The 17,069-nt window shown below is 48.6% G+C and carries 15 protein-coding genes and 1 riboswitch; of the genes, 9 read left to right on the top strand and 6 right to left on the bottom strand.

Annotated elements, in window-relative coordinates; translation table 11 throughout:
* Nucleotides 1–37 precede the first annotated feature (37 nt).
* A riboswitch (purine riboswitch) is annotated at nt 38–137 on the bottom strand.
* A 296-nt stretch (nt 138–433) separates the two neighbouring features.
* The 5 genes from gmk (at nt 434) to recG (ending at nt 6,534) form a co-directional block, all read left to right on the top strand.
* Nucleotides 434–1,057, top strand: coding sequence for a guanylate kinase (gene gmk, locus ViNHUV68_RS00480; protein WP_391090221.1), 624 nt, complete (start codon nt 434–436; stop codon nt 1,055–1,057).
* Nucleotides 1,058–1,152: 95 nt separating this feature from the next.
* The gene (gene rpoZ / locus ViNHUV68_RS00475) at nt 1,153–1,425 is read left to right on the top strand and encodes a DNA-directed RNA polymerase subunit omega (RefSeq protein ID WP_038175418.1); all 273 of its coding nucleotides are present in this window, start codon (nt 1,153–1,155) and stop codon (nt 1,423–1,425) included.
* Between the two features lie 40 nt (nt 1,426–1,465).
* On the top strand, nt 1,466–3,592 hold the full coding sequence (gene spoT, locus ViNHUV68_RS00470; protein WP_038175419.1) for a bifunctional GTP diphosphokinase/guanosine-3',5'-bis pyrophosphate 3'-pyrophosphohydrolase: 2,127 nt from the start codon (nt 1,466–1,468) through the stop codon (nt 3,590–3,592).
* Nucleotides 3,593–3,695: 103 nt separating this feature from the next.
* Nucleotides 3,696–4,379 (top strand): tRNA (guanosine(18)-2'-O)-methyltransferase TrmH, encoded by a 684-nt coding sequence (gene trmH / locus ViNHUV68_RS00465; protein WP_391088811.1) that lies wholly within the window; start codon nt 3,696–3,698, stop codon nt 4,377–4,379.
* Between the two features lie 76 nt (nt 4,380–4,455).
* Nucleotides 4,456–6,534, top strand: coding sequence for an ATP-dependent DNA helicase RecG (gene recG / locus ViNHUV68_RS00460; protein WP_391088809.1), 2,079 nt, complete (start codon nt 4,456–4,458; stop codon nt 6,532–6,534).
* Nucleotides 6,535–6,650: 116 nt separating this feature from the next.
* Here recG and cysQ read toward each other — a convergent pair whose 3' ends face one another.
* The 4 genes from cysQ to ViNHUV68_RS00440 form a co-directional block, all read right to left on the bottom strand.
* Nucleotides 6,651–7,478: a 3'(2'),5'-bisphosphate nucleotidase CysQ gene (gene cysQ, locus ViNHUV68_RS00455; protein ID WP_038175423.1), complete on the bottom strand. Its 828-nt coding sequence runs from the start codon at nt 7,476–7,478 to the stop codon at nt 6,651–6,653.
* A gap of 44 nt (nt 7,479–7,522) precedes the next feature.
* Nucleotides 7,523–8,071, bottom strand: coding sequence for an ADP compounds hydrolase NudE (gene nudE / locus ViNHUV68_RS00450; protein WP_038175424.1), 549 nt, complete (start codon nt 8,069–8,071; stop codon nt 7,523–7,525).
* Between the two features lie 121 nt (nt 8,072–8,192).
* Nucleotides 8,193–8,786 carry a Fe-S biogenesis protein NfuA gene (gene nfuA / locus ViNHUV68_RS00445; protein WP_051686530.1) on the bottom strand — a complete coding sequence of 198 codons (594 nt, stop codon included), beginning with the start codon at nt 8,784–8,786 and terminating at the stop codon, nt 8,193–8,195.
* Between the two features lie 87 nt (nt 8,787–8,873).
* Entirely contained in the window at nt 8,874–9,575 is a 702-nt protein-coding gene (locus ViNHUV68_RS00440) for a ComF family protein (RefSeq protein ID WP_038175426.1), read from the bottom strand.
* A gap of 57 nt (nt 9,576–9,632) precedes the next feature.
* Between ViNHUV68_RS00440 and bioH the strand changes: the two genes are divergently transcribed.
* Nucleotides 9,633–10,451: a pimeloyl-ACP methyl ester esterase BioH gene (gene bioH / locus ViNHUV68_RS00435; RefSeq protein WP_038175427.1), complete on the top strand. Its 819-nt coding sequence runs from the start codon at nt 9,633–9,635 to the stop codon at nt 10,449–10,451.
* 106 nt (nt 10,452–10,557) lie between these two features.
* Nucleotides 10,558–11,028, top strand: a complete 471-nt coding sequence (locus ViNHUV68_RS00430) for an ATP-dependent Lon protease (RefSeq protein ID WP_391088806.1) — start codon at nt 10,558–10,560, stop codon at nt 11,026–11,028.
* A 107-nt stretch (nt 11,029–11,135) separates the two neighbouring features.
* On the opposite strand, the gene ViNHUV68_RS00425 is transcribed toward ViNHUV68_RS00430, so the two are convergent.
* Nucleotides 11,136–13,454, bottom strand: coding sequence for a Tex-like N-terminal domain-containing protein (locus ViNHUV68_RS00425; protein ID WP_391088804.1), 2,319 nt, complete (start codon nt 13,452–13,454; stop codon nt 11,136–11,138).
* 238 nt (nt 13,455–13,692) lie between these two features.
* Here ViNHUV68_RS00425 and ViNHUV68_RS00420 point away from each other — a divergent pair, with 238 nt between their 5' ends.
* Nucleotides 13,693–15,591 (top strand): RimK/LysX family protein, encoded by a 1,899-nt coding sequence (locus ViNHUV68_RS00420; protein WP_391088802.1) that lies wholly within the window; start codon nt 13,693–13,695, stop codon nt 15,589–15,591.
* Between the two features lie 95 nt (nt 15,592–15,686).
* On the opposite strand, the gene greB is transcribed toward ViNHUV68_RS00420, so the two are convergent.
* Nucleotides 15,687–16,166: a transcription elongation factor GreB gene (gene greB, locus ViNHUV68_RS00415; protein WP_391088800.1), complete on the bottom strand. Its 480-nt coding sequence runs from the start codon at nt 16,164–16,166 to the stop codon at nt 15,687–15,689.
* A 168-nt stretch (nt 16,167–16,334) separates the two neighbouring features.
* On the opposite strand from greB, the gene ompR reads away from it, so the two are divergent.
* Nucleotides 16,335–17,054 (top strand): two-component system response regulator OmpR, encoded by a 720-nt coding sequence (gene ompR / locus ViNHUV68_RS00410; protein ID WP_038175432.1) that lies wholly within the window; start codon nt 16,335–16,337, stop codon nt 17,052–17,054.
* The last annotated feature ends 15 nt before the right edge of the window (nt 17,055–17,069 follow it).

Genomic DNA, 17,069 nt, shown 5'->3' with positions numbered 1-17,069 from the left:
GGAACGGAGTCAAATGCTGATAGAGAACGAAACAGACGCTAACCACTAACAAAACTGTAGTCACCAAGATAGGCTCGGTGGTAGAGACGTTCAGTCCAATTTACTAAACATATACAGCATTTAAACGTTTGCGCGGCATTGTACGAATCTCTCATCAAAACTCAACGCTTTTCTGGCTTAAAAGAGAACAAAAGCAAACGTTTGCCTTTTGATCGATGAATTCAATCCGTCTGAGATTACTGGTGGTTTGCGTCTCCTTACTCACACTCACCCCTGCTATAGTTGTTCTAGAGCGCCTATTTATGCTACTCTTCGCGTCCATTTTTCTGACCTAAATTTGACCAACTCGGTGAAAAATCTCGGTCAGTGCTATCTTTATAATGGTCAGCAGATCTCTGTTAGCCATCACCAAACCAAATGTGAGAATGTCCCTATGGGTAAAGGCACTCTGTATATCGTATCGGCACCAAGCGGTGCGGGAAAATCGAGTCTGATTTCAGCCATGCTAGAAACCAACCCTACCTATGCAATGAAAGTATCGGTTTCGCATACCACTCGTGGCATGCGCCCTGGTGAGCAAGATGGCATTCACTACCACTTTGTGCAAAAAGATCTCTTTGAAGAGCTGATTGAAAAAGGCGAATTCCTTGAGTACGCCGAAGTGTTCGGCAACTACTACGGCACGTCGCGCGTTTGGATTGAAAGCAACTTAGAAAAAGGCATTGATGTCTTTCTGGATATTGACTGGCAAGGTGCCCGTCAAATTCGTCAGCAAATGCCGCAAGCAAAAAGCTTATTTATTCTGCCACCGTCAAACGGTGAGTTAGAACGCCGTCTTAACGCTCGTGGTCAAGACAGTGAAGCCGTTATTGCCAAGCGCATGGCAGAAGCGAAAGCGGAAATCTCACACTATCGCGAGTACGACTACGTCATCATTAATGATGACTTCGACAACGCACTGATGGACTTTAAGGCCATCATCCGCGCTGAAAGATTAAAGCAAGACAAACAAGCTGATAAATATAAAGGCATGCTTGACGCGCTTTTAGCGGAATAATCCCCTTAAAGAGAAAGAGTTCCTAGACACTAGGAACTCACACCCTGTATAATTTCTCGTCATTCAAGATTTTAGTAAACTAATTTGGAGTTCTCATGGCACGCGTAACTGTTCAAGACGCTGTTGAAAAAGTTGGTAACCGTTTCGACCTAGTTCTCATTGCGGCACGCCGCGCTCGTCAAATGCAAACCGGCGGTAAAGATTCACTAGTGCCAGAAGAGAATGATAAGCAAACGGTCATCGCTCTTCGCGAGATCGAAGAAGGTCTTATCACTAAAGACATCCTTGACGCACGTGCGCGTCAAGAGCAGCAAGAACAAGAAGCCGCTGAATTAGCCGCCGTAAGCAGCATCGCTCACAGCCGTTAATCAGATCTTCACGTCAACAACTATCTTCCGGATCTAAAGTTTGTATCTATTCGATAGCCTCAAAGACGTTGCCCAAGAATACCTAACAGAGCCTCAAATTGAGGCTCTGCGTCAATCTTATGTGGTAGCGAAAGATGCTCATGAAGGGCAGACCCGTTCAAGCGGCGAACCTTATATCATCCACCCTGTGGCTGTGGCTCGTATCTTGGCGGAAATGCGCCTTGATATCGAAACTCTGCAAGCGGCTCTACTCCACGATGTAATCGAAGATACTGAAGTTACAAAAGAGGAGTTAGAAGCGCAATTTGGCAATACCGTTGCTGAATTGGTCGATGGCGTGTCTAAACTTGATAAACTCAAGTTTCGCGATCGCAAAGAAGCCCAGGCAGAAAACTTCCGTAAGATGGTGCTTGCCATGGTGCAAGACATCCGCGTTATCCTGATCAAGCTCGCTGACCGCACCCACAACATGCGTACTCTTGGCGCACTGCGTCCAGACAAGAAACGCCGTATTGCGCGCGAAACGTTAGAGATTTACTCGCCACTTGCCCACCGTCTCGGTATCCACAACATCAAGACCGAACTCGAAGAGCTTGGGTTTGAAGCGCTCTATCCGAATCGCTATCGGGTACTTAAAGAGGTCGTGCGATCCGCTCGTGGCAATCGCAAAGAGATGATCCAGCGCATCCATACTGAAATCGAAGGTCGCCTCGAAGAGGTCGGCTTGAAAGCGCGTGTGGTCGGTCGTGAGAAAAACCTGTTCTCCATCTACAACAAGATGAAAACCAAAGAGCAGCGTTTCCACACCATTATGGATATCTACGCGTTCCGAGTTGTCGTGCAAGATGCCGATACCTGCTATCGCGTTCTTGGCCAAGTACACAGCTTGTATAAACCACGCCCAGGACGGATGAAAGACTACATCGCCGTACCGAAAGCCAATGGCTATCAATCGCTGCATACTTCGATGATAGGCCCTCACGGCGTACCTGTTGAAGTGCAAATCCGTACTGAAGATATGGATCAGATGGCCGACAAAGGGGTCGCCGCTCACTGGTCTTATAAAGGTAACGGAGATCGCACAGGCACAACCGCGCAAGTTAAAGCGCAGCGTTGGATGCAAAGCCTGCTTGAGCTACAACAAAGCGCAGGTAACTCATTTGAATTTATTGAAAACGTAAAATCTGACCTGTTCCCAGATGAGATTTACGTCTTTACGCCCAAAGGTCGCATTGTTGAACTCCCTGTTGGCGCGACCGCCGTTGACTTTGCTTATGCGGTGCATACCGATGTCGGCAACACCTGTGTTGGTGCCCGTGTCGATCGCAATCCGTACCCTCTGAGTAAATCACTCAAAAATGGTCAAACCATCGAGATCATTAGTGCACCTGGGGCTCGCCCTAACGCAGCTTGGCTCAACTACGTGGTGACCTCACGCGCGCGCACTAAAATACGTCAAGTTCTCAAGACGATGCGCCGCGAAGAGTCAATTACGCTAGGTCGCCGTCTTCTCAACCATGCGCTCGGTGAACTGTCACTGTCAGACATCAGTGAAGAGAACGTCAACCATGTCTTGGCCGATCTTAAAGTCGCTAGCGTCGATGATTTGCTGGCGGCAATAGGCTTAGGTGAATTAATGAGTATCGTCATCGCCCGCCGCTTACTGGGCAATGCTGATGAGCTCACTGAATCGATCAGTGTCAATGCCGACGGTTCGCCGAAGAAAAAACTGCCTATTCGTGGTGCAGAAGGCATTTTGCTTACCTTTGCTAACTGCTGTCATCCGATTCCTGACGATCACATTATCGCTCACGTTTCACCCGGCCGTGGTCTGGTGGTTCACCGTGAAACGTGTCCAAACGTACGCGGTTACCAAAAAGAACCCGATAAGTACATGGCCGTTGAATGGTCAGACGATTACGACAAAGAGTTTATTACCGAAGTCACTATTGATGTGCAAAACCGTCAAGGTGCGCTTGCTGAACTGACCAATGTTATCTCCAACACAGGCTCTAACATCCATGGTCTTTCAACCGAAGAGCGCGATGGCCGTTTGTACACCGTCACTGTGCTGCTCACAACCAAAGATCGTGTTCATCTTGCAGGCATCATGCGTAAAATCAAAGCCATGCCACAGACGTTAAAAGTTCGTCGCCGCAAGAACTAACTCGTTGTTCAAACCGTAATAAAATGTCCTTGCCGCCACTGCTGCAAGGACATTTTTGACTTAATGCCTCAATTACTGGCGCTACGAACCTCACACTATCACTATGAACTTAGAACGCTACCAACGAATCCAACAAGTATTAAAGGCGCGTCAAGCCGATCTCACTCTGTGCCTTGAAGACGTGCATAAGCCCAACAATGTCTCTGCTGTGATTCGCTCTGCCGATGCCACAGGTATTCATAAGATTCACGCCGTGTGGCCCAATGAAATGCGCACCCTCAGCCATACTTCTGCGGGGGCGCGTAACTGGGTTGATGTTGAAACTCATGACGATATCGACACCGCGATTGCGGAGCTTAAAGCGCAAGGCATGCAAGTGCTGGTAACGAATCTTTCTGATAGCGCGGTCGATTTTCGCCAAGTCGATTACACCAAACCGACAGCGATCATTCTCGGCAACGAAAAAGCGGGCGCGTCAGCCAAAGCCAAACAACTTGCCGATCAAGACATCATGATTCCTATGCTCGGCATGGTTCAGTCACTCAATGTCTCCGTCGCCAGCGCCGTCATTTTGTACGAAGCGCAGCGTCAACGTGAAGCGGCGGGTATGTACGACAATGACATTAGCTCGGTTCCACAACAGACTATTCACCGCCTGCTGTTTGAACGTGGTCATCCGGTATTGGCCAAAGTGGCAAAGCGTAAAGGTTTGCCGTACCCAACGTTAGATGAGCAGGGCCAAATTGTCGCTGACGATCAATGGTGGGCCGAGATGCAGAAGAAGTAACGACATTTTTCCTGTACAAAAACACAGCTCGGTGGTTAACTATTGTTAATGATTGAATGACTTACCGAGCCCTGTTATGTCGCAACTGCTATCTGCAATTCCTCTCACGTCCCTTACGGGGGTAGGCGCGAAAGTCGCCGAGAAACTTGCAAAAGTCGGCTTAAACTCGGTTCAAGACCTGCTTTTTCATCTGCCACTGCGCTACGAAGACCGAACTCGCCTCTATCCGATCGTCAAATTACATGCGGGTTTATGGGCTGCGGTGCAAGGCAAAGTAATGAGCGTCGATACTGTATTTGGCAAACGCAAAATGCTCGCGGTCAAAATCAGCGATGGTAACGGCACCATTACTTTACGTTTTTTCAATTTTACTGCCGCGATAAAAAATAACTTTGTCGAGGGTAAAACCGTCCATGCTTATGGCGAGATTAAACGCGGTGGCTACGGACTCGAAATTGTCCATCCCGACTACAAATTCCACACTGCCCATCAACAACCCGATGTCGAGCAAACCCTGACGCCCGTCTATCCAACCACTGAGGGCTTGCGTCAAATTACCTTGCGTAACCTCACCGACCAAGCATTAGAGTTACTCGATAAAGCCGCCGTACAAGAGCTGTTACCCAGTGGCCTTTACGATAGTCAAATCACCCTCGCCCACGCGTTGCATACCATTCATCGGCCACCTCCAAGTATCGATTTAGAGCAATTTGACAACGGCCAACACCCAGCGCAGATTCGCTTAATCATGGAAGAGTTGTTGGCGCAAAACTTATCGATGCTCTCGGTGCGCAGTAAAGGCCAGCAAGATGCGGCATTACCTCTGGCAGAGCGTAATACGCTGAAACAGCAACTGCTGGCCGGCTTGCCGTTTTCGCCCACCAATGCTCAGACGCGAGTGGTACAAGAGATCGAACAAGACTTGGCCAAACCGCACCCGATGATGCGTTTAGTGCAAGGCGATGTTGGCTCGGGTAAAACCTTAGTCGCGGCGCTCGCCGCTCTGCGCGCGCTTGAGCACGGCTATCAAGTCGCCCTGATGGCTCCAACCGAACTGCTTGCAGAGCAGCATGCCGTGAATTTTTCGACCTGGCTTGAACCGATGGGCATCAAGGTAGGCTGGCTTGCCGGAAAACTAAAAGGTAAGGCCAAAGAGGCGCAGTTAGCAGACATCGCGAGTGGTGAAGCGAAAATGGTGGTCGGCACCCATGCATTGTTCCAAGAGCACGTTGCGTTTCATCATCTCGCCTTAGTGATCATTGATGAGCAACACCGCTTTGGTGTTCATCAACGTCTTGAGTTACGCGAGAAAGGCCAAAAGCAGGGCGCATATCCACACCAATTAATCATGACAGCCACGCCGATCCCACGCACGCTGGCAATGACGGCTTATGCCGATCTTGAAACATCAGTCATTGATGAACTACCTCCGGGCCGGACACCGATTCAAACGGTCGCCATCCCTGATACCAAGCGTGATGATATTGTCGAAAGGGTGCGCCATGCGTGTTTAACCGAAGGCAAGCAAGCTTACTGGGTGTGTACTTTGATTGATGAGTCTGAAGTCCTTGAAGCACAAGCGGCTGCGGATACCGCCGAAGCGCTACAACGCACGCTACCGGATGTTAAAATCGGCCTAGTCCACGGTCGGATGAAGCCCGCAGAAAAACAAGCCGTGATGCAAGACTTCAAAGACAACAAACTGCACTTGTTGGTTGCCACCACGGTGATTGAAGTGGGCGTTGATGTGCCTAACTCGAGCCTGATGATCATCGAAAACCCCGAGCGCCTAGGCCTAGCTCAACTGCACCAGTTGCGGGGCCGAGTCGGGCGAGGCAGCGTTGCCAGTCATTGTGTGCTGCTGTACCACTCTCCTCTGTCAAAGACAGCGCAAAAACGACTTGGCGTGCTCCGAGAAAGTAATGATGGTTTCGTGATTGCTCAGCGCGACCTAGAGATTCGCGGCCCTGGCGAATTGCTCGGGACGAAACAGACTGGCATGGCGGATTTTAAGATTGCCGATTTAGTGCGCGATCAACGCTTAATTCCGGAAGTTCAGCGGATAGCTCGCCATATTCATGACAACTATCCGGATAATGCTGTCGCGATTATTGATAGATGGCTTGGCGATAGGGATGCCTATTCGAAAGCGTAGGTCGTCAATCAGATTCTGAATCACGCTCGTTCCTCGCGGTTCAGAATGACGACAGTAAAAACATCGTCATTCCGGAATCGAGCAACGAGATATTCGGAATCTAAAGTGGATAAACATTAATCCTTCACTTTCAGGATCTGATCCCAAGGTAAGTTTTCGTCACCCAAAACAATGAAATTAGGATTTTCTAACGTATCGCGCTCGTTATAGGACAAAGGATCAAGGTGAGTGCTTAGGATGCGCCCTCCCGCCTCTTCGACAATGCATTGTGTCGCAGCGGTATCCCATTCGCCGGTTGGACCAAGGCGAAGATAGCAGTCGACAGCACCTTCGGCGACCAAACACGCTTTCAATGCGGCAGAACCGAGCGGCACTAAATCGTAGTTCCATCCACTACTCATACGGCGAGTGATACGGTTAATGTCTTGGCGACGACTGATGGCCATCGCGATGGGGCTTGATTGCCCTGTATGTTGGTGGGTTTTAATCCGCACGTTTTGGTCTAGGTCTGGAATCTTCCATGCACCTTTACCATGATAAGCGTAATACGTTACGCCGGAAACCGGACCATAGACAACGCCCATGACTGGTTGATTGTTTTCGATCAGTGCAATCACCGTGGCAAAATCACCACTACGAGCAATAAATTCTTGGGTGCCATCCAGTGGGTCAACTAACCAGTAGCGATCCCAGCTCGCTCGCTGAGTAAGGCTGATATCTGCCGCTTCTTCTGATAACACTGGAATGTCTGGTGTCAATTCTGAGAGCTTTTCAACAATCAATTTATGCGCAGCAATATCGGCGCTCGTCACGGGTGTTTCATCACTTTTGGTGTACGCTTGGTACTCCTTTTTCTCGTAAATTTCGAGAATTAACTGCCCTGCCGAGCGGGCAATTTCAATCACGGCAGGTAAGTGATGAGAGAGATCTTTTGTTATTGGCATAGATAATCCTTAATGCTCTGCGGCGATGACCTCTGTCGTCATAATTAGGCTTGTAAGATACGCAAGGCAAGTAGCAGCGCCGTAATCGACCGCGCTTCACAAAAATCGAGGTGCGTCAGTAACTCTTCTGCCTGATCCAATGGCCAGCGCACCACATCCAAAGGCTCAGGTTCATCCCCTTCTAATTGCTCTGAGTATAGATCTTCTGCAATAAATAGGGTCATTTGGCTTGAGAAATAAGACGGTGCCAGCACCACTTGCTTTAATGGTGTCAGCTTATTCGCGCCATAGCCTATTTCTTCTTTCAGCTCGCGTACTGCGGCTTGCTCGGCATTTTCGCCAGGGTCAATCAACCCCTTGGGAAAGCCCAACTCATAGCGCTCCGTACCCGCCGCGTATTCCCTCACTAGCAAGAGATCGCCTTGCGCTGTGATTGGCACCATCATGACCGCATTACGACCACTCGGTTTCATTCGCTCATAAGTGCGCCGCTCACCGTTACTAAAGCGTAAGTCGAGCGCTTCAATTGCGAATAATCGAGATTGTGCGACGGTTTGTTTCGCCATAATCTCTGGTGGAGTCATTTTGGCCACAAGCTTGATCCTTTACACGAAGAGAATGCTATTAATATAGGAGAAAATAGCCGGGTTTGAAATCAAAAAAAAGGGTTCGCCTTGTGGCCAACCCTATGTATTTCATTCGGTTAATACGAATTTAGTAGTAAGAATGCTCACCGCGATCATGCTCAGTTGCATCTCGTACCGCCGACAACTCACCTTCAAATTGCTGCAGTAACTCTTTTTCGATGCCTTCTTTCAGTGTGACATCAACCATTGAACAACCATTACAACCGCCACCAAATGCGACGATCGCGATGCCATCATCAGTGATTTCAACCAAACTAACGTGACCACCGTGACCAGCAAGCTGAGGGTTTACTTGAGTTTGAATAGCGTATTCAACACGTTCAACCAGTGGTGCATCGTCAGACACTTTACGCATTTTTGCATTCGGTGCTTTCAGGGTGAGTTGAGAGCCCATTTTGTCAGTGACAAAATCAATTTCAGCGTCTTCTAGGAAAGGTAAGCTGAGTTCATCAACATAAGCAGTAAGGTGGTCGAAACTGAGTTCGGTATCCGTAGCTTCGACGGCTTCTGGTGGGCAGTAAGACACACCACACTCTGCGTTTTGGGTGCCTGGATTTACAACGAACACACGAATATTAGTGCCTTCTGGCTGCTGACTCAGTAGGTTAGCAAAATGTTTTTGGGCAGTTTCAGTAATAATAATTGTATTTGTATTTGACACGACGAATACCTGAGTAATTTTGTAGGCTATTAGTTGTCCATTCTACTCCTGAAAATTGAGAGATCTAGCCCTATTCATCAAATTCGGCTAACTCGCAGGTTCAGGAGTACGACAAATACAATAAATATCAACGCTTTTTACCCCGGCATCAAGCAGTAATTTGCACAAATGCTGCACGGTACTTCCTGTGGTTAAAACATCATCAACAATCGCTACCCGCTTCACATTTGGCAATGATTTCAATGCGAAAGCGTTGTGGATGTTGTTCATCCGTTGGTGTTTGTCTAACCCTTGCTGCTGAGCAGTTGCACGAGTACGGCGAAACACGCCTTGCTGGGGCACAGCAAGTTGTTTGGCTAACGACTGCGCAAGCAACTCACTTTGATTAAATCCTCGCTGTAAATAACGCCGCCAATGCAAGGGCACAAAGGTGATCAAATCGGCAGGTTGGTCGATACGTGGTGCCAATAGCATCGCAAGCTTACGGGCGTGCCAGAATTGCCGTTCGTACTTGAGTAAATGCACGTAAGAAGAGAGTGGCGCTTGGTAATCACCAACACAATACAACTTATGCCAGTATGGTGGCTGCTTTAAACACTGTCCGCACTCAACTTGCTCAGCCACCGTCATTAAGCCGCAACGTTGGCAACGCGGCACTGGTGAAAAATAGTGTTGACACGTAGCGCAAACCCCTAGTTGCTGCTCGTCGGCCGCCAAGAGTAATTGACACACCTCACACTGCATCGGCAACAGGTCCGCGATGTATTTGTTGATTGTTTGCGCTAACATAGTTTCACTTTGGCCAGTTGGAACAACGATTATGGCGCCAAAGCAGCATGATGAAGGATGAAAAAAGTGCAGCAAAATGAGAGCAACTCACCTCCGCTTTATTGGCAAACCTGCGGTCGCGGTCAAGACGTAGTGCTGGTTCACGGCTGGGGAATGAATGGCGCGGTATGGCATAACACGGTAGAAGCGCTCAGCCAACACTACTGTGTTCACGTGGTCGATTTACCTGGTTTTGGCCACAGCCATCAAGCCAGCTTTGAACGCATGGACGATCTTGCCGAGCAAGTCCTTAAGCATGCGCCAGAGAATGCAATTTGGCTCGGTTGGTCACTCGGAGGCCTGCTCGCCACTCACATTGCCCTTCACCACCCACTGCGAGTCTGTAAGCTTGTCACTGTGGCTAGCTCGCCGAAGTTTGCCGCGCAAAAACCATGGCGAGGCATCCAGCCACAAGTCTTAAGTGCTTTTACCGAGCAACTGGTCGATGATTTCCAATTGACCATCGAGCGCTTTATGGCGCTGCAAGCCATGGGCAGCCCTTCGGCGCGTAAAGATGTTAAGCAGCTCAAACATGCGGTACTTTCCAGACCAGCGCCCAATCCAACGTCGCTACTGGCCGGATTGAATCTGTTGGCAGAGATCGACTATCGCCACCAGCTTGTTCAGTTAACCATGCCGATGCTGCGTTTATACGGTCGCCTTGATGGCTTAGTACCCGTCAAAGTCGCCAGTGATGTTGATACTCTGACTCCAGATAGTGAAAGCGTTGTGTTTGCGGCGTCATCTCACGCCCCCTTTATGACCGAATTTGAATCGTTCTGTGAACAAGTGAAGCGATTTATCGATAACTCGTCGCCATTGTGCAATAAGCGATAATGGGTAACAAACTGTAAAATGTGCTAAATGTTTCAGATGGTTGGTCGATAAATAAACTAACCGAAAGAGTGACCACTCTGCCGGTTGGGCGTGAGGAGACTAAACGATGCTCGTATCACCTACGAACGTAAGTGTTCCACTCATCGCCCCATCGGTTAATGTGCAAACGGAGCAAGCCGCCAGGGACAATAAAGTCCGTGAGCCAATTGCCCCAACGCTTGCATTGACCAAGAGTAACGCAGAACGAAAAGTGACTGCAGATGAAAAACGGCGCAAACAATCATCATGGGATCCCTCAGAGCACCCAAGCTATGAGACCGATCAAAGTGGTGACGCGATCTCCGTTTCTCAGGAAGAGCCTCAAGAGACACTCGATAGGCTATTTCAATTGTTGTCACTCGATAGTTATAGCGAACATCAAGGTAAAGGCTACGCCATGCGTTTTCGCTTGCCGAGACGCATAATCGATGCGGCGATAACAGAAGGAACCATGGAGAAAAGACGCACTGTGATTAAATTTCATTACGGTGATGCCGTTGCACCCAACACTCCTTCTGATGTCATTGCGGTGTTGTAGTCCTCATCGAGTTTATCATTGATGAGGTAATGCCCAAAAAAATCCCCGTTAGTATCACTACTCACGGGGATTTACTTTTGTTTTGATAAGTTTAACGCTTATCAGTCTTAGCGCTTGGCCTTTGCAAACGCCTGGGCGAAGGCGCCGCCCATAGCACTGTCTTGCGGCTCTTCGCGGCGGCGTTGTCCGCCTTGAGCTTGACGCGGCTGACTGCGCGGCGCACTCGAACGCTGAGCGCGGTTATCTTGTCCGGGTTCATCATTAAGGCGCATCGACAAACCAATGCGCTTACGTTGGACATCAATTTCCATCACTTTGACTTTAACAATATCACCAGCCTTGACCACTTCGCGCGGATCAGAGACATAACGGTCAGTGAGCGCAGAGATATGCACTAAGCCATCTTGGTGCACGCCAATGTCAACAAAGGCGCCAAAGTTCGCCACATTCGACACCACACCTTCAAGAATCATTCCCGGCTCTAGATCTGAGACCGAATTGACGCCATCAGCGAACGTGGCGGTCTTAAACTCAGGACGTGGGTCACGGCCTGGTTTATCCAACTCCTTGATAATATCGCTCACCGTCGGCACACCGAAGTTCTCATCGGTGTAATCGATAGCATGCAAACCACGCAAGAAAGTGGTATCACCAATCAAGGCTTGAATCGGTTTTTGATTCTTGGCCGCGATCGCTTTTACTACTGGATAGGCTTCTGGGTGCACGGAAGAGGCATCAAGCGGGTTTTTACCATCCATAATGCGTAAGAATCCAGCACACTGCTCAAACGCTTTTGGCCCAAGCCGCGCGACTTTCTTCAGCGTAGTACGGCTTTCAAAACGGCCATTGGCATCACGATAGTCAACGACATTCTGCGCAATCGTGCTTGATAAGCCAGCCACACGCATCAGCAATGCGGGTGAGGCAGTGTTGACATCGACACCGACCGCGTTAACACAATCTTCAACCACCGCATCGAGACGTTTGGCGAGCATTGACTGGCTCACATCGTGCTGATATTGGCCGACACCAATCGACTTAGGGTCGATTTTCACTAGCTCAGCCAGAGGGTCTTGCAGTCGGCGCGCAATCGACACGGCGCCGCGTAAAGAGACATCCAGATTCGGAAACTCGTTGGCCGCCAGTTCAGACGCTGAATAGACCGACGCCCCAGCCTCGCTCACCATGATTTTTTGCACTTTTAGGTTGCCACGCTGAATAACATCCGCGACAAAACTATCGGTTTCGCGTGAAGCGGTGCCATTACCAATCGCAATCAAGTCAACATTGTGCTGACGCACCAGTGCATCGACCACTTGCGCTGACTTATCGTACTGCTTTTGCGGTGGGTGCGGATAAATCGTTTCGGTCGCGAGCACTTTACCCGTTGAGTCAACCACCGCAATTTTTGAACCAGTGCGCAACCCAGGATCAAGACCCAGCGTTGCACGCGGACCCGCTGGCGCGGCCATCAACAAATCTTTTAGGTTGGTGGCAAACACGTCGATCGCTTCAATCTCAGCGCGCTCTTTCATCGCCGCCATCAGCTCGGTTTCCATGTGCATCGACACCTTGATGCGCCACGCCCAACTGATCACTTGCTTGCGCCAACCATCAGCCGGGGCACTGCTCAAAGAGACGCCGTAGTGATCGCTAATGATACTTTCGCAATGCGACTGACGTACACCCTCTTCTTGGCTTGGGTCAGCATTCATCGCTAACGTTAAGAAGCCTTCATTGCGGCCTCGCAGCATGGCTAAAGCGCGGTGCGATGGCACTTTGCTTAATGCTTCGTTATGCTCGAAATAATCTTTGAATTTCTCGCCTTGTTGTTCTTTCCCCGCCACCACTCGCGATACAAGCTCGGCGTGACGATTTAGATAGGACCGAATTTTTTCTAGCAAGTTAGCATCTTCAGCAATGCGCTCCATGAGGATAGATCGAGCACCATCTAAGGCGGCCTTGCTGTCGACAATGCCCTTGTCGCTATTAATATACTGCTTCGCTTCGATTTCCGGGTCAGTCTGAGGGTGATTCCACAAGGTATCGGCCAAAGGCTCTAGCCCGGCTTCAATGGCAATCTGGCCTTTCGTTCGGCGTTTAGGTTTGTAGGGTAAATACAGATCTTCAAGTCGAGTTTTACTGTCAGCTTGATGGATTTCAGCTTCAAGCTCCGAGCTCAATTTACCTTGGTCTCGAATCGATTTAAGGATGGTTTGGCGGCGATCATCAAGCTCTCGCAAGTAAGATAAGCGGCTATCTAAATTACGCAGCTGTGTATCGTCTAGGCCTCCTGTCACCTCTTTACGGTAACGGGCAATAAACGGAACGGTATTACCATCATCAATCAGGTTGACTGCGGCGGTGACTTGCTCAGGGCGAACATTGAGTTCCTGAGCAATCAATTTACAGATAGCTTGGCTCATCCGTTGAATCTCTTTTTTGAATTAAACATTTAATTGCGGCTATTGGTTATATTGGGGTCTTGAGACAAAAAGCCAACATTTTTAGCCCTCACTAGCAAGCTTGCACCATTGTTTGGCCAATAGATTGGCAATTGTGTGATTATTGTGTCAAAACTAGAGATAGACAAGAACCTAAAATCTAAGCAAATAACTAATGTAGTATAACTACTTCACTCGCTGATGCGTCTATGGAACCGCTATGAAAAAACTGTTACTGGCTCTCTCTCTGCTGTCTTATTCTGTCCTCTCTGGCTTGGCATTCGCCGACAGCAACTTACAAAACACGACCATTAATGCAACAACGTATGCGCCCATTTACGCCCTCGACGATAAACCCGTACTGGGCCGAGTGGAAAATGTTTACCTCAATAGCATCGAACCACTGCAACACATTCCCTTTGCAGGAAAAATTGATACCGGTGCCGATACAACGTCAATTCATGCCAGCAATATTCATGTCACCAGTAGCCATCCAGAATTCAAAGACTTGCAAGATAATGCATTAATGCAAGCCTTGATCGATACCCCGGAAATTGATGATGTCGCCTATGATGACTGGAATGCTGAGCTTTTTGCCCCTTATCAAGTCACCGTCAGCTTTGAGCTAGAAAACCCTTACAACAATGAGATGGTTAGTGTTAATTCACCGTTGACTCGTGTTGGGGTGATCCGCAGCCGCACCAGTAAAAAGCCCATCGTACGCCCAACAGTGACGTTGCCAATGACCATTGCCGACACCACGGTGATGACAGAGGTGAACTTAACCGATCGTAGTCAATTTTCTGCCCCGATGTTAATTGGCAAAACCTTCTTAAAAGACAATGCTTGGGTTTTTGCTGGTTACGACTACCTACAACAACAAAAGCAAGCCCAATTAATCGGCAGAAAAGAGCAGGTCAACATTGGCGGCATCAGCCAAAACATCTCCTACTCTATGAGCAATAACTACACTTCGCTGCACGCAACCAATATCAAGGTCGATAACAAAACACAACAAGTCAGCTTTGAGATCAGCGACTCTAACGGCAATACGACTGCATTGACTCGACCACTAGAAAGAATGATTAAAGTCGCTGGCCAGCAGCGCCCAATGGTGTATGTCCCGGTCACCATATACAACCAAAAACGCCACTACTGGCTAGTATATTTGAGCGATCGTAGTCAGTTTCACAGTCAAATTCGCCTTGGCCAAGAGACGCTCAACCAACACTTTATGATCGATCCTAGCGCCACAGGCTTACTCTCTACCTCAGGTAAAACCTTTGACTCAAAATCGAAAGCACTGCAAGTCTCGGGACAAGAAACTCTTAGCTTAGACGGCATCACGCTCAACGCCGAGCCATCGCTGGTAGTAAAAACACCGCTATTAAAAGTACCGAGTTTTGAAATCTATCAAGATCGCGGTAAAGATTGGGTCACCTATTATCTCTCTACCGCTGATGGCGATGCCAAACAGTTCTCAAAGCCGATCAACAAAAAGCTCAAAGTGGGTGACTCTATCCGCCCAGTGGTTTTTGGCACCTTTATTCTTCACGGTCAAGAGATTGAACTTGCCTACGCGATTGATGTGCTTGATGAGAATGAAGACAATGAATACTTCGTCATTGGTCAGAAGATGTCGAATCAAGGGGTGTTGATTAACACTCGCAGCGATAACTTACTCGACGGCTACCCTCTATTTAAAGCCGGTCATATTGAAGTGGCGCAAATCGATCAGCTTAGCTTCCCGGTCAAACTCGATACCGGTGCTGACATTAGCTCTATCAATGCACAAAATATTCGACGCTTCAAACAAGCGGGACAGCAAATGGTCAGCTTTGATTATCAAAATGACTTAGGTATGGAGCAGAGCTTCACCCTACCGGTGGTGGATAACATGACAGTGACTGCCAAAGCAGGTGAGAAAGCCACCGTAAGACCGGTGGTAGAAATGTTCGTTAAACTCGGCACACTAGAGAAAAAGGTTCGGGTCAACTTACAAGATCGCAGCCGATTCCATTACAGTATGATTTTAGGTAAGAACTTCTTGAAATATGGCGCGGTAGTATCAAGTGATGAAGACTATATTCTGACCCAAAAACCCGCTTCAGAGCAATAATCTTCTTCAGAACAATAACCTTCTTCAGAGCCATCACTCTCTTCTAGCACAATCACACAACATCCCGCCTTGAGCGGGATGTTTGATTATGGTGGTTAATCCGCGTGATAACGGATGCTATTCACAAACCACTCTTTTTCACCTTGTGGTGTTTTGACGACAAATTCATCGTCGACCTGTTTTTTTAATAGCGCGCGGGCCATTGGTGAGTCTATCGAGATATACCCTTTAGCATCACCGTAAATCTCGTCAGGACCGACAATACGAAACGCCTTCACTTCGCCCGCTTCGTTTTCGATCTCGACCCAGGCACCAAAGAAAACTTTGCCTTCTTGCTGCGCCGAGTAATCGACGACTTTAACTTGCTCTAAGCGTTTGCGTAAATAGCGCACCCGACGGTCGATCTCACGGAGACGCTTCTTGTTATATTGATAATCTGCGTTTTCACTTCGATCGCCAAGACTCGCCGCCCAAGTCACTTTTTTGGTCACTTCAGGGCGCTCTTCTTTCCAGAGAAAGTCGAGCTCTTTTTTAAGTCGATCAAAGCCTTCGCGTGTTATTAGGTTCGTTTTCATAATTCTGACGAGTTTAAATTGCAGTTCCGACATACATTAGCTAAAAAAGAAATAAACGTTAACAATTCTTTGCGCCAATTGCGCCCGAACAGTGTTACATTTTACACTGTGCAATTGGATCTGGTATCCGAGTCTCGCGCAAGCTGATTGAATAGGTGGACCTACTACATGCAAGAAAATCACAAGATATTAGTTGTCGATGATGACGCACGACTTCGTGCTCTATTGGAACGTTACTTATCGGAACAAGGCTTCCAAGTTCGTAGCGTTGCGAACAGCGAACAAATGGACCGTCTACTCACGCGCGAAACTTTCCATTTAATGGTGCTCGATCTGATGCTGCCTGGTGAAGATGGCTTGTCTATATGCCGCCGCCTGCGCAACGCCAATAACACCTTACCGATTTTAATGCTCACCGCTAAAGGCGACGAGGTCGACCGCATTGTCGGCCTTGAAGTAGGCGCAGACGATTACCTGCCGAAGCCATTTAATCCACGCGAACTGCTCGCGCGCATCAAAGCGGTACTGCGTCGTCAAACGATTGAGCTACCTGGCGCGCCTAGTAGTGAAGAGTCGACGGTTGAATTTGGCGACTTCCGTTTAAATCTCGGAACGCGTGAGATGTTCCGCGGCGACGAAGCTATGCCACTGACATCGGGTGAGTTTGCCGTACTCAAAGCGTTAGTGACCAATGCCCGTGAACCGATGTCGCGTGATAAGCTGATGAATATGGCACGTGGGCGTGAATACTCGGCGATGGAGCGCTCGATTGATGTTCAGATCTCTCGTTTACGCCGTATGCTTGAGGTCGATCCAAGCAAACCTCGTTACATTCAAACCGTTTGGGGACTAGGTTATGTGTTTGTCCCTGATGGCAGAGAAGCCTAACTCAGCAACCCATTC

This window comes from Vibrio sp. NH-UV-68 (assembly GCF_042940635.1).
Lineage (GTDB): Bacteria > Pseudomonadota > Gammaproteobacteria > Enterobacterales > Vibrionaceae > Vibrio > Vibrio pacinii.
The sequence above is the reverse complement of the archived record's forward strand: the minus strand, read 5'-3'. Positions and strand labels throughout refer to the sequence as shown.

Excerpts from the sequence above, each read along its gene's own strand:
- trmH (WP_391088811.1), top strand. The coding sequence starts at position 3,696 with ATGAACTTAGAACGCTACCAACGAATCCAACAAGTATTAAAGGCGCGT.
- recG (WP_391088809.1), top strand. The coding sequence starts at position 4,456 with ATGTCGCAACTGCTATCTGCAATTCCTCTCACGTCCCTTACGGGGGTA.
- ViNHUV68_RS00420 (WP_391088802.1), top strand. The coding sequence starts at position 13,693 with ATGAAAAAACTGTTACTGGCTCTCTCTCTGCTGTCTTATTCTGTCCTC.
- ompR (WP_038175432.1), top strand. The coding sequence starts at position 16,335 with ATGCAAGAAAATCACAAGATATTAGTTGTCGATGATGACGCACGACTT.
- bioH (WP_038175427.1), top strand. The coding sequence starts at position 9,633 with ATGAAAAAAGTGCAGCAAAATGAGAGCAACTCACCTCCGCTTTATTGG.
- cysQ (WP_038175423.1), bottom strand. The coding sequence starts at position 7,478 with ATGCCAATAACAAAAGATCTCTCTCATCACTTACCTGCCGTGATTGAA.
- ViNHUV68_RS00425 (WP_391088804.1), bottom strand. The coding sequence starts at position 13,454 with ATGAGCCAAGCTATCTGTAAATTGATTGCTCAGGAACTCAATGTTCGC.
- greB (WP_391088800.1), bottom strand. The coding sequence starts at position 16,166 with ATGAAAACGAACCTAATAACACGCGAAGGCTTTGATCGACTTAAAAAA.
- ViNHUV68_RS00440 (WP_038175426.1), bottom strand. The coding sequence starts at position 9,575 with ATGTTAGCGCAAACAATCAACAAATACATCGCGGACCTGTTGCCGATG.
- ViNHUV68_RS00430 (WP_391088806.1), top strand. The coding sequence starts at position 10,558 with ATGCTCGTATCACCTACGAACGTAAGTGTTCCACTCATCGCCCCATCG.
- gmk (WP_391090221.1), top strand. The coding sequence starts at position 434 with ATGGGTAAAGGCACTCTGTATATCGTATCGGCACCAAGCGGTGCGGGA.
- rpoZ (WP_038175418.1), top strand. The coding sequence starts at position 1,153 with ATGGCACGCGTAACTGTTCAAGACGCTGTTGAAAAAGTTGGTAACCGT.